At 38.0% G+C, this 12,366-nt stretch carries 12 protein-coding genes; 10 read left to right on the top strand and 2 right to left on the bottom strand.

What is annotated here, in order from left to right; genetic code table 11:
• Positions 1-62 precede the first annotated feature (62 nt).
• From ACH3O9_RS03470 to dnaG, 10 genes are all read left to right on the top strand, one after another.
• A complete protein-coding gene (locus tag ACH3O9_RS03470) occupies positions 63-389 on the top strand; it encodes a nucleotide pyrophosphohydrolase (RefSeq protein ID WP_416444430.1) in 327 nt (108 codons plus the stop codon).
• A 24-nt stretch (positions 390-413) separates the two neighbouring features.
• Complete coding sequence (locus tag ACH3O9_RS03465) at positions 414-1,637, top strand: 3-phosphoshikimate 1-carboxyvinyltransferase (protein WP_416444428.1); 1,224 nt, start codon at positions 414-416, stop codon at positions 1,635-1,637.
• A gap of 98 nt (positions 1,638-1,735) precedes the next feature.
• Positions 1,736-2,785 (top strand): tRNA preQ1(34) S-adenosylmethionine ribosyltransferase-isomerase QueA, encoded by a 1,050-nt coding sequence (gene queA, locus ACH3O9_RS03460; RefSeq protein ID WP_416446618.1) that lies wholly within the window; start codon positions 1,736-1,738, stop codon positions 2,783-2,785.
• Between the two features lie 212 nt (positions 2,786-2,997).
• Positions 2,998-4,044 carry a 23S rRNA (adenine(2503)-C(2))-methyltransferase RlmN gene (gene rlmN, locus ACH3O9_RS03455; protein ID WP_416444426.1) on the top strand — a complete coding sequence of 349 codons (1,047 nt, stop codon included), beginning with the start codon at positions 2,998-3,000 and terminating at the stop codon, positions 4,042-4,044.
• 46 nt (positions 4,045-4,090) lie between these two features.
• Positions 4,091-5,068 carry a polyprenyl synthetase family protein gene (locus ACH3O9_RS03450; RefSeq protein ID WP_416444424.1) on the top strand — a complete coding sequence of 326 codons (978 nt, stop codon included), beginning with the start codon at positions 4,091-4,093 and terminating at the stop codon, positions 5,066-5,068.
• A gap of 54 nt (positions 5,069-5,122) precedes the next feature.
• Positions 5,123-5,719 carry a hypothetical protein gene (locus ACH3O9_RS03445; RefSeq protein ID WP_416444422.1) on the top strand — a complete coding sequence of 199 codons (597 nt, stop codon included), beginning with the start codon at positions 5,123-5,125 and terminating at the stop codon, positions 5,717-5,719.
• Between the two features lie 190 nt (positions 5,720-5,909).
• Positions 5,910-6,476 carry an RNA polymerase sigma factor gene (locus tag ACH3O9_RS03440; protein ID WP_416444420.1) on the top strand — a complete coding sequence of 189 codons (567 nt, stop codon included), beginning with the start codon at positions 5,910-5,912 and terminating at the stop codon, positions 6,474-6,476.
• Positions 6,477-6,517: 41 nt separating this feature from the next.
• Positions 6,518-7,282 carry a hypothetical protein gene (locus tag ACH3O9_RS03435; RefSeq protein WP_416444418.1) on the top strand — a complete coding sequence of 255 codons (765 nt, stop codon included), beginning with the start codon at positions 6,518-6,520 and terminating at the stop codon, positions 7,280-7,282.
• A gap of 82 nt (positions 7,283-7,364) precedes the next feature.
• Positions 7,365-8,426, top strand: a complete 1,062-nt coding sequence (locus ACH3O9_RS03430; RefSeq protein WP_416444416.1) for a hypothetical protein — start codon at positions 7,365-7,367, stop codon at positions 8,424-8,426.
• A gap of 374 nt (positions 8,427-8,800) precedes the next feature.
• Positions 8,801-10,771 (top strand): DNA primase, encoded by a 1,971-nt coding sequence (gene dnaG, locus ACH3O9_RS03425; RefSeq protein WP_416444414.1) that lies wholly within the window; start codon positions 8,801-8,803, stop codon positions 10,769-10,771.
• Here dnaG and ACH3O9_RS03420 read toward each other — a convergent pair.
• A complete protein-coding gene (locus ACH3O9_RS03420; RefSeq protein WP_416444412.1) occupies positions 10,766-11,401 on the bottom strand; it encodes a response regulator in 636 nt (211 codons plus the stop codon). The two genes, dnaG and ACH3O9_RS03420, sit on opposite strands and share 6 nt — an antisense overlap.
• 108 nt (positions 11,402-11,509) lie before the next feature.
• Positions 11,510-12,298, bottom strand: coding sequence for an NAD(+) synthase (nadE, locus tag ACH3O9_RS03415; protein ID WP_416444410.1), 789 nt, complete (start codon positions 12,296-12,298; stop codon positions 11,510-11,512).
• Positions 12,299-12,366: the final 68 nt, after the last annotated feature.

Raw genomic sequence — 12,366 nt, 5'->3', positions numbered from 1 at the left:
GAATTTTACCGTCAATTAGTAGAAAAAGAAAATGAAAAAGTAGTTTTGGTAAAAATCACACCATGAGAATAAATGATGCCCAGCTGGCTGTAGATAACTGGATAAAAGAGCACGGCGTTCGCTACTTTAACGAACTTACTAATATGGCGCAACTTACAGAAGAAGTGGGGGAAGTAGCCCGTATTATCGCCAGACGTTATGGTGAGCAAAGCGAAAAAGAAAGCGATAAAAACAAAGATTTAGGTGAAGAACTGGCAGATGTCATGTTTGTTGTGCTTTGTCTTGCAAACCAGACCGGAATTGATCTGCAGGAAGCTTTCGATAAAAAACTTGATTTAAAGACAAAGCGGGACCACGATAGACATCACGGTAACGAAAAATTAAAGTAATTTCGCACCGTATTCCTACCAGACATGAAGCTCAAAGTATTTAAAGAAAACCCCCAGATTGATGGTAATATCACCGTTACAGGGTCAAAAAGTGAATCAAACCGCCTGCTTATTCTTCAGGCGTTGTTTGGTAATATTAAAATAAAGAACTTATCAAATAGTGATGACAGCCAGGTTATGCAAAAAGCATTGGCTTCTCATGATAAGATTGTAGATGTGCATCACGCCGGGACCGCCATGCGTTTCTTAACTGCATACTTTGCTGCTTATGAGGGTAGAGAAACAATTCTTACAGGAAGCTCACGTATGCAGGAGCGACCTATAGGTATTCTGGTAGACGCATTACGCAGATTAGGGGCAGATATTAGCTATCAAAACAAAGAAGGTTATGCGCCATTGCTTATAAAAGGAAAACGCCTTGAAAAAAGCGAGGTGAAACTGGAGGCGCATGTAAGCAGCCAGTACATTTCTGCACTTATGATGGTGGGCGCTAAACTTCCTAATGGTTTAAAAATAGAACTGCTGGGCAAAACCACTTCTGTGCCGTATATAGAGATGACGCGTGCTTTGCTTACGCAAATAGGTGTAAAAAGCAGCTTTCAGGGAGATGTTATTGAGATATTTCATCAGGATACTGTAGATAAGCAAACGCTGGTCGTCGAGTCAGACTGGAGTAGTGCTTCTTATTATTATAGTCTGGTGGCGCTTTCGCGAAAAGCGAAAATTACCTTATCCAGCTACAAAGAAAATAGTCTTCAGGGTGATGCCAGCCTGGCGCACTTTTATGAAAAGTTGGGGGTAAAAACCACCTTTAGTGACCATAAAATCACCTTAGAAAAGGTAGAAAACGCCCCATTACAGGCCGTTAGTTTTGATCTTTCTAACAGTCCGGATATTGCTCAAACAATCGCTGTAACTTGTTATGGGCTGGGTGTAGGTTGTAATCTTACCGGTTTACATACTTTAAAAATAAAAGAAACAGACAGGCTTTTAGCTCTGCATACAGAACTTTCTAAATTGGGAGCACAATTGGGTGTAACAAAAGATTCATTGCACCTTGAGCCGGCAAAAGTCTACAATCCAGATATAACGATAAAAACGTATCAGGATCATCGTATGGCAATGGCCTTTGCGCCTCTTGCGCTTAAGATGCCTATACTTTTTGAAGATGCTGAGGTTGTAAATAAATCATACCCTGATTTCTGGAATGATTTTACTTCTTTAGGCTTTGAGATCACCACAGTTTAGAGGCTTTATAAATTAAACCGTTATTTACTTGACAAGGCCTACCTTGAGATTGTATATTTGCACTCTTTTTTAAATACATAAAACTGAATTCCATGGGAATGAAACTTTCACATTTTAATTTTGACTTGCCGAAAGAATTATTGGCCGAGTACCCTGCTGAAAACAGGGATGAAGCCAGATTGATGGTTCTTAATCGCAAGACTCAAACCATTGAGCACAAACATTTTAAAGATCTTATAGATTATTTTGAGCCCAATGATGTGATGGTGCTTAATAATACTAAGGTTTTTCCTGCACGTTTATACGGTAACAAAGAAAAAACAGGTGCGCGTATTGAAGTGTTCCTTCTTCGCGAACTTAACTCTGAAACCAGACTTTGGGACGTTCTTGTAGACCCTGCACGTAAAATAAGAATAGGTAACAAGCTTTACTTTGGCGATGATGAGAGTCTGGTAGCTGAGGTTATAGATAATACAACATCAAGAGGTAGAACATTGCGTTTTCTATATGATGGTTCTTATGAAGAGTTTAGAAATAAGCTCACAGAACTTGGTGAGACACCATTACCTAAATACATTAAGCGTGAAGTAGAACCAGATGATGCAGAGCGTTATCAAACTATTTATGCTAAAGAAGAAGGCGCTGTAGCGGCTCCTACTGCCGGTTTACACTTCTCTAAGCACTTATTAAAGCGTTTAGAAATTAAAGGTGTAGATTTTGCCGAAGTTACTCTTCACGTAGGTTTAGGAACTTTTAGCCCTGTTGAGGTAGAAGATCTGTCTAAGCACAAAATGGATAGCGAAGAGGCTTATATTAAAAAAGATGCAACTGCAGTTATCAATAAAGCGATAGGTGAAAGACGCAGAATTTGTGCAGTTGGTACAACTGTAATGCGTGTTTTAGAAAGTGCGGTAAGCTCTAATCATACTTTAAATGAATTTGGCGGGTGGACTAATAAGTTCATATTCCCTCCATATGACTTTAGTATTGCAAACTGTATGGTAACAAACTTCCACACACCTAAATCAACATTGTTGATGATGGTTTCTGCATTTGCAGGTCATGATTTCATGAAGAGAGCATATGACGAAGCTGTAAAAGAAGGTTATAAATTCTACACGTACGGTGACGCGATGCTTATTCTTTAATAGCATTTCAAATAATATTAAAATCCCCGGTTAGTACTAATTGGGGATTTTTTATTTCTATTCACATTTCAGTACATTTTTGATATTTCGTTTACACGAAAAAAAAATCTGTCAGGAATAACTAAAAATCGGACTAAAATCATCAAAAATCGGTCTCAGCACTCAATAATTAGAATAATAAACCGCTGAGAATAAATTGGTAACTTTGCCGCGTGGTACAGACAAAAAAAGACATACGTTCACTTACAAGAGAACAGCTAAGAGAATACTTTACAAGTAAAGGAGAAAAAGCCTTTAGAGGTAATCAGGTATACGAGTGGTTATGGAATAAAGGAGCGCACAGCTTTGATGATATGACCAATCTCTCAAAAGAAACACGCGCTTTTCTTGATGAGCATTTTGTGATCAATCATATAAAAGTAGATCACATGCAGCGCAGCAATGACGGTACAATTAAAAATGCCGTAAAGCTGCACGATAATCTTATTGTAGAATCTGTACTTATCCCTACAAAATCCCGTACGACAGCCTGTGTTTCTTCGCAAGTGGGTTGCAGCTTAAATTGTAAATTCTGCGCTACAGCACGACTTAAACGCATGCGTAACTTAAATCCTGATGAGATTTTTGATCAGGTGGTTGCAATAGACAGACAAAGCCGTTTATACCATGACCGCCCGTTGTCTAATATTGTTTTTATGGGCATGGGAGAGCCCCTGATGAACTACAAAAATGTTGTGGCGGCAATAGATAAGATCACTTCTGCAGATGGTGGGCTGGGTATGTCTCCTAAGCGTATAACCGTTTCAACTTCAGGGGTGCCTAAGATCATTAAAAAAATGGCAGATGACGAGGTAAAATTTAACCTTGCTGTTTCTTTGCACTCAGCCCTTGATGAGGTGCGTACAGAGATCATGCCTTTTAATGAGCAAATGCCTTTAAAAGATCTAAAAGAAGCTCTTATTTACTGGTATGCAAAAACCGGTAAAAAGATCACCTATGAATATGTGATTTGGGACGGTATAAATGACCGTTATCAGGATATTGAGGCTTTAATAGATTTCTGTCTCGCGGTGCCAAGTAAGGTGAATCTTATAGAATACAACCCTATAGATGATGGTATGTTTCAGCAGGCAGACGCTTCTGCAATAGACAGGTATGTTTCCAGACTTGAAGAAAAAGGAATAACTGCCACCGTGCGCCGCTCTCGTGGTAAAGATATAGATGCCGCTTGTGGCCAGCTTGCAAACAAAGGCGCATAATACATCATTTAACATTTCCGCTATTTAGGCTATATTTACGGCCTGTATGAAAGTAGTAGAACAGATTAAGCAGCCCATAGCGCATGAGATGGAACTTTTTGAACAAAAGTTCTCCCTTGCTATGAAGTCTAAAGTGCCGCTGCTTAACCGCATCACACATTATATTGTAAACAGAAAAGGGAAGCAAATGCGACCCATGTTTGTGTTTCTCGTTGCTAAAATGCTGGGCGGCGAAGTGATCAATGATCGCACGTATCGGGGCGCATCTGTGATAGAGCTTATTCACACCGCCACTTTGGTGCACGATGATGTGGTTGATGAGAGCTATAGACGCAGAGGTTTCTTTTCACTAAATGCACTTTGGAAGAACAAAATCGCAGTTCTGGTGGGTGATTTTCTACTTTCTAAGGGGCTTTTACTTTCCATCGATAATGAAGATTTTGATCTGCTTGCCATAATTTCTGTCGCTGTACGCGAAATGAGTGAAGGCGAACTGCTGCAAATAGAAAAAGCACGCCGCCTCGATATTACAGAAGAAATCTACTTTGAGATCATACGCCAGAAAACTGCAACACTTATTGCTGCTTGTTGTGCTATGGGCGCCGCCGCTATACATAGCGGTAAAGGAGATATAAAGCACATGCGCAAGTTTGGTGAACTCATAGGCCTTGCCTTTCAGATAAAAGATGATCTTTTTGATTACGGTCAGGAGAAAATAGGTAAACCCACAGGCATCGATATTAAGGAGCAAAAAATGACGCTTCCGCTCATTTATGCGATTAATAATAGCACTCCTAAAGAGAAATCCTGGCTTATCAATTCTGTGAAGAATCACAATAAAGATAAAAAGCGTGTCAATGAGGTTATCGCTTTTGTAAAAGATAAGGGCGGTCTTGATTATGCAGTTACCAAGATGAAAGAACTTCAGCAGGAAGCACTTCTTATGCTCGCTAAATATCCACCTTCAGTTTATCGCGACTCGCTTGAGCTTATGGTCAATTATGTCATAGACCGTAAGAAATAAGAATCACTGGGATAGCTTTTCGCTTTAAGCGAAATAAAATATAATTGTACTCCTTTGAGAAAAGTAATTTTAATAATTGCAGTTTTAATCTTTTATTCTTGTGAGAAGGAGAAAGCACTTCCTGAAATATCAGATGAATTCAAACTTGAATTTTTAAATGAAATCCTGTCTGATACAACCGATCTGAAAATTTTAATGTCCAGAAAACAACTAATTTCAAATTTTGGTAGCGGCTATATGATGCCGCCTATTTTACCAAGAGATCCTAAAAATTCAGAAAAAACTATTAGCCTAACTAAATTTATAGCTGATACGCTGCACATAATGGATACTACTTTTGTCAACCAACAAAGGATTAATAACGCAAAATTGGATTTGGATAGACTAGCTGATTTTGGATTTAGAATATTTGATCTAAAAGGACTGGTTCAAAAGGGAGTTCCCGATAATTTAATTTTGAAAATGGTAGATAGCTTAAATGCAGAAACAGCAAACTATAGTGTTGTCAAATTCAGCATTCCGATCTTCAACAAAGAAAAAAATCTGGCTTATATAATGCTAGCTCAAGGCAGCGAAGGCAAAACTCTTATTCTAGAACGAGTTGATAGTAAATGGAGAAGAAAATATGAATTGAATAACTGGGTGGAGTAAGGCAAGAAAATTCCTGATTCCGTCTTTTATAATTAGAGGCACGCTTTACCTATTTCTCTTTTCGCTGCAAAAGGAGAATCATAAGCCCAAAATATTTTTAGTACTTTCAAAAAAAATTACCACCTCAGGCAACCTTTTTTAAAAATGGTGCGTCTATATAATTGAAAGCGTTTTTTAAAAACCATCTCGCGTGAAAGTTATCTCTATCATTCATAATGAAAAACAGCTCATACGTAAAGCTATTCGTGAGGATAGAGAAGCGCAACGTAAATTATATGAGAAGCATGCCGGGAGAATGCTCAGCGTTTGCAGGCAATATATTGCAGACTTGCAACAAGCAGAAGAGGCTATGTGCAACGGATTTTTAAAAGTGTTTAAGCACTTAGAAAGTTACAAGCATGAAGGCAGTTTTGAAGGTTGGGTGCGCAAGATCATGGTAAGAGAGTCAATTTCTTATTTACGGCAGCAGAACAAGATCAAGTTCAGCGATTACGAAGTTGAGAAAACAGGAGCCGTTTACAATAATGTAGACAGCACACTTGAAGTTGAGCACATACAACAGCTGATTGATAGTTTGCCAGAAGGCTACCGGGCGGTTTTTGTAATGTTTGCGGTAGAAGGATATAAACACACTGAGATCGCAGAAATTTTAAATATCTCAGAAAATACTTCAAAATCTCAACTGTTTAAAGCGCGGAAAATGCTTCAGCAAAAAATCAAGGTTTTTGATGTGCGAGCAAAAGAGGTGAATGAATAAGTTAAAAATATTGAGGTTAAAAGAATCTAACAGCTATTACTATGGCACCGATGAAGTTTGAAGAAAATATAAAAGAGAAGTTAGATGGGCGCACTATAAAACCCAGTGCTAAAAGCTGGGATGCTATAGAAAGTGGTTTAAAAACCGCTAAAAAAGAGCAAAAATCGGTTAATTATGGCCGAATATTAGCTGCGGCTTGCTTTATTGGGATTATTGGCGCAGGCGTTTTATTTCTTTTAAAAGAAGATAATGCGATTGACACGCCAGTGCTTGTAGAAACTCCGATTGAGGCAGAATCTATAGAAAACGATAAGACAGAATTAGTTGAAGAAAGTAAATCAAAAGAACAAGTTGTAGAAGTAAAAAAAGAAGAAATAAATAAACCTGTAGATTCCAGACAATTACCGGTTACTCCGGAAAAAATCGCTTTTAAAGAGCAAAAACCGGTTAAAACTGAGCAAAAATCAGAAATAGCAGAGAATAGTAATTCGCCCAAAGAAGAAGTGATTAATGAAGTACAACCGGCGATCAATACTAAGGTTAATGAACTTCTACAAAAGTATAATGCCTTAGAAGAGCAGAATACCGCCGTGACAGATGCAGAAATAGACGCTTTGTTAAAACAGGCCGAAGAAGAAATTTATAAAGAACGTATTTATGACGAACAAACCCGCAAGGTCGATGCAAACGCACTCCTTATGGATGTAGAGCAGGAACTCGACCGCTCATTTAGAGATAAAGTCTTTGAAGCGCTAAAAGACGGATTCTATAAAGCACGCGAGGCCGTTGCAGATCGTAATAATTAGTAGAATCAATTGTAAAAAGGAGATTCATTCATCAATCAATCATTTCCAGATCTTCTCGATCAGGAAGCAAAAAACAATCATTATGAAGAACATTATTATTCTCGCCATTATGGCGACCATGTCACTCATTGGCCAAAATTTAAATGCGCAGGAAGTTCCTGTAAAGGAAAAAATAGAACAGCTTGAAGCGAAAAAACAAGAAATACGTGACAGCGAGCGTGAGCAGTTAAAAAGCGAAGTAGAAGCTATAAACAAAAGGCTGGATGAAGGAGAGATAGGTTTCGCAGAGGCGAGAGATCTTAAAAAAGAAGCCGCAGAAAGACACGCTAGAAATATAGAAGATCAATTAACTATTCTTGACAAGCAAATTGATCTGTACAAGCGCAATGCAGATCTGGACGAAAATAAAAATAGCAGTTTTACGCTACGCATCTTTGGGAAAGATCACTTTTTTGAATTTAAAGACAACGATGGTAACGAGGTCAAAATAAAAAGGGTGTACGACCGCCGTACATATTCTACGCTTGTGATGGGGGTAGGTTTTAATAACGCGATCATTAAAGGGCAATCGCTTGATGATTCTCCATACAAAATAGGAGGAAGCCGCTTTTTTGAATTAGGCTGGGCCTGGAAAACTCGTGTTTTCGACAATTCAAACTGGTTGCGTTTTAAATATGGTTTTTCGTTTCAGTTTAATGGGTTAAAAATAGATGACAATCAATATCTGGTAGAGCAGGGTGATCAAACGGTGCTGGAGACATTTCCGTATAATCTTGATAAGGCTAAGTTGAGAATGGATAATCTGGTTTTTCCTGTTCACTTTGAGTTTGGGCCTTCTAAAAAAATAGAACATGACGATTATTTTAGGTATTCTACGCAGGACAAGTTTAAAATTGGGCTTGGTGGTTATGCAGGTTTAAACCTGTTGACCATTCAAAAACTGAAATACGAGGAAAACGGAAATAATCAAAAAGACAAGCTAAAACGCAATTACAACACTAATAATCTTATTTATGGTCTTAGTGGTTATGTGGCCTGGGGCGAGATTGCACTTTATGCGAAATACGATCTTAATACTATTTTTAAAGATAATCCTACAGAGCAGCATAATGTCTCTCTAGGTGTGAGATTTGATGTAGATTAGCCCCCTGGCCCCCAAAGGGGGAATTATACAAACCTGCAAGGTTTAGAAACCTTGTAGGTTTTTTATGGGTATTAGTAAGACTGTTGCATGAAGATCTCCTCCGGTTTAAAAGCTAAAATTAGTGACATATACTCCATGTCAAATATTTATGAAATTAATTCTTTTAATAGGATAGTTGTAGAATAGTGATTGAACTTCAATATATAGAACCTGCAAGGTTTTAAAAACCTTGTAGGTTTTTTTAAATACTAACTTCTCTAATCCCTGATTTACTTATAGGTCTCTTCTATTTCAAATTTTCTATTTAATGTCACGCGTTAATGTTATTTTTGCAGAAACTACTACATTTCAAAATTCCTTAAATAGCAGATTTTTTGATCTCAAAAACCACTATAGATAATGTATTTGACGCCGCTCGTGTTGAGGAGGTGATAGGTGATTTTGTTCAGCTTAAAAAGTCAGGAAGTAACTTTAAAGGTTTGAGTCCGTTTAGTGATGAGCGCACACCTAGTTTTATGGTGTCTCCTGTAAAACAGATCTGGAAGGATTTCTCAAGTGGAAAAGGAGGTAATGCTGTTGCTTTTTTAATGGAGCATGAGCATTTTACGTATCCTGAAGCCATAAAATATCTTGCTAGAAAGTACAATATTGAGATAGAAGAAACAGAGCAAACAGATGAGCAGAAAGAATTAGCAGATGCACGCGAGAGTTTATATGTGGTGAGCGAGTTTGCAAAAGATTATTTTCATAAAACTCTTTTAAACACAGAAGCCGGCAAGGCAATTGGCCTGAGCTACTTTAAAGAAAGAGGTTTTACGAGCGAAACTATAGAAAAATTCCAACTTGGTTATTCCCCAGATACGTGGGATGCTTTTACGAGCGAAGCGATACGAAAAGGATACAAATTAGAATTTCTTGAAAAAACCGGACTTACAATTGTAAAAGAAGAAAAGCAGTTTGATCGTTTTAAAGGTCGAGTTATGTTCCCGATTCAGTCACTATCTGGGCGGATTTTAGGCTTCGGTGGGCGTATTTTAACAAGCGACAAGAAAGCAGCAAAATATCTCAATAGTCCGGAAAGTGATATTTACCATAAAAGCAAAGTACTGTACGGTATTTACCATGCAAAACAATCAATCGCAAAAGAAGATAACTGTTTCCTGGTAGAAGGTTATACAGATGTAATACAAATGCATCAATTAGGTGTAGAGAACGTTGTAGCATCTTCCGGAACGGCTCTAACGCCAGACCAGATACGTTTAATCAACCGGCTTACGCCAAATATCACTGTTTTATTTGATGGGGATGCAGCGGGACAGCGAGCATCATTACGAGGTATTGACCTCATTCTGGAAGAAGGGATGAACGTAAAGGTTTGTTCTTTTCCTCAAGGGGAAGATCCTGATAGCTTTTCGCGAAAGCATACACTGCCCGAAGTTAAAGAATACCTTGAAGAGAATGCTAAAGATTTTATACAGTACAAAGCCTCGTTGCTTGTAGAAGAAGCAAAAGGTGATCCTGTAAAAAAAGCCGGTCTTATTAGAGATATGGTAGAGAGTATCTCAAAAATCCCAGATGTGATCAAGCGTGAGGTGTATGTACAGGAGTGCGCCCGCATTATGGATATAAAGGAGGCTGTACTATTTGATACGTTAGCACAAATACGCAACAAGGATAAAAAAGGCGTACCACCAAAATCTGAAAAAGCTAAGCCGGCCATGAAAGTGGTTGAGAAAGCCCCGGCAGAGAAATTTCAGAGACAGTTTGAGCTAGAGCAGAATATCATAAAATTGCTTACGCTTTATGCTAAAGACCCCATCATTTTTGATGACATAGCCATTGAAACTGATAAGGATGGGAAGTTAGTAGAGCAGGATGTAAAGAGAGAATTGCTTATTTATGAAAAGATATATCTCGATCTACAGGAAGATGAAGTAGAATTTGCAAATCCTGAATTTCAGAAAATATATTACATATTGATAGATCTTTTAAACCGCGGTGAGGGCGATATACGCGTAGATCAATGGAAAGGGGAGGGAATGCTTAAAGAAACCGAGCAAATATCTTCTATTATTCTAGAGGTTGAAAAGCATACGCTTCACAGGTGGGATACGCAGGAGATCTATGTAAAAAGTCTTAAAGACAATGCAGATATAGAGACCATACAAACGCTTTTAAATCTGCGGCATTATTTAATACAGGGCAAAATGCATGAGTTAATGCAGTCTATTAAAGAGAATCAAGCAGGTTCTGCTAGAGAAGTTCTTGAAGAAATAAGAGATTATAAGGAATTAGAAGTTCTTATTGCTAAAAAGAGAAATCTGGTAATTATGCCTTATTTATAGGTCAGATGTCTGTAAAAGTCTCGCTTGCTGTATCAATTCTGCAAGGCTGCTTGCATCAAGTTTCTTAAGCAGTCTGGTTTTATAAGTACTCACCGTTTTCTCGTTTATCTTCAAAGTTTCAGCAATGTCTTTATTTCGTTTACCTGAAGAAAGTAAATTGAGAACCTCGATCTCTCTGCTCGACAGTTTTTTGTACTTGTAAGCTAGATTTGACGTAGACGTATGCGTATTAGAGAGCATTTGCGTTAGGTCATTATTGATGTAAATACCGCCTTTACAAACCTGCTCTATAGCTTTTACGATGACCTCAATATCTGATGATTTGCCTACGTAACCCATAGCTCCTGATTTTATAGCGCTAAGCGCGTACATTTCTTCAGGATGGGTGCTGAATATTAAAATTTTAATACCGGGAAATTCACGTCTTATTTTTTTAATTGCAGATAAGCCTAATAAATTAGGAAGATCAATCTCTAGAATTAAAAGATCTGGCACCTCGCTTGCTAATTGTTCAATAAGATTTTCACCGTCAACAATTAAGTTAACAATGGTATAGTCTTCCCTGTTAAGAATGTGCTGAAGCCCTTCTTTTATAATAGGATGATGATCTGCAATTGCAAGGTTGGTCATTGGTTAGTGTTACTACTTTCGTGTAAATATATTTGGTTTATTGAGAATCGACCAAATTTTTAAGATATGTTTGGTTAGTTTATGTAAATATAAAGGACAAAAGCATAGTTATTTAAGATTAGATGGAATCTCGCACACTGGTATTGGCAGCATTTTATGCTTATTTGACGTATTGAATACCTTGAAGATTTCCAAAACCTGTCTCTCACGACCATAAAAGTCTGATGCTTTTTTGCCAGATTGATCCATTGTCATAGCCCATTCTAGCTCGTCATAACTTGCACCTATTTGGTCTTCATCACTTCTGTCATCTGCCCATAACCCGTCAGAAGGTTTTGCGATATGAATGCTGTTAGGTACTTCAAGCACTTTAGCAATTTCATAAACTTCAGATTTCATAAGATCTGCTATTGGGCTTAGATCTACTCCGCCATCTCCATATTTAGTATAAAAACCTACGCCAAAATCTTCTACTTTATTTCCTGTCCCGGCAACAAGATAATTATGCAAACCGGCAAAATAATAAAGCGTGCTCATTCTTAATCGCGCCCTGGTATTTGCGAGTGTAAGGTTTAATTCACCACTATCTGCTGCAGCTGGTAATGCGCTTTTAAGTGACTCAAAAGTATCTGTAAGATTAACGCGTACATCGCTTACATTAGCAAATCTCATTTTTAACTGTGCAATATGCTCTTGAGCTCGCGTTACGTGTGAGGGTGGCTGGTGTATAGGCATCTCAACACAAAGAGTGCGTAGTCCTGTTTTGGCACAAAGGCTTGAGGTTACCGCGCTGTCAATACCGCCGCTAACTCCTACAACAAAGCCGCTTATGTTAGCGTTAATTGCATAGTCTTTCAGCCAGTTTACGATATGGTCTATAACTTTTTCTGTTTGCATAGAGTCTTATTTTAATGAATTGTAAATACTACCTTTGCGGCGCAATTTTCTTATGGATGGTGAAAATA

The organism is Leeuwenhoekiella sp. A16 (assembly GCF_047946675.1).
In the GTDB taxonomy this organism is placed as follows: domain Bacteria; phylum Bacteroidota; class Bacteroidia; order Flavobacteriales; family Flavobacteriaceae; genus Leeuwenhoekiella.
Note: the sequence above shows the minus strand (reverse complement) of the source record. Positions and strands in the feature narration are given on the sequence as shown.

What these genes read in the sequence shown, in the direction of transcription:
- ACH3O9_RS03470 (WP_416444430.1), top strand. Translation starts at nt 63, where the DNA reads ATGAGAATAAATGATGCCCAGCTGGCTGTAGATAACTGGATAAAAGAG.
- ACH3O9_RS03430 (WP_416444416.1), top strand. Translation starts at nt 7,365, where the DNA reads ATGAAGAACATTATTATTCTCGCCATTATGGCGACCATGTCACTCATT.
- ACH3O9_RS03435 (WP_416444418.1), top strand. Translation starts at nt 6,518, where the DNA reads ATGGCACCGATGAAGTTTGAAGAAAATATAAAAGAGAAGTTAGATGGG.
- queA (WP_416446618.1), top strand. Translation starts at nt 1,736, where the DNA reads ATGAAACTTTCACATTTTAATTTTGACTTGCCGAAAGAATTATTGGCC.
- ACH3O9_RS03465 (WP_416444428.1), top strand. Translation starts at nt 414, where the DNA reads ATGAAGCTCAAAGTATTTAAAGAAAACCCCCAGATTGATGGTAATATC.
- ACH3O9_RS03450 (WP_416444424.1), top strand. Translation starts at nt 4,091, where the DNA reads ATGAAAGTAGTAGAACAGATTAAGCAGCCCATAGCGCATGAGATGGAA.
- nadE (WP_416444410.1), bottom strand. Translation starts at nt 12,298, where the DNA reads ATGCAAACAGAAAAAGTTATAGACCATATCGTAAACTGGCTGAAAGAC.
- ACH3O9_RS03420 (WP_416444412.1), bottom strand. Translation starts at nt 11,401, where the DNA reads ATGACCAACCTTGCAATTGCAGATCATCATCCTATTATAAAAGAAGGG.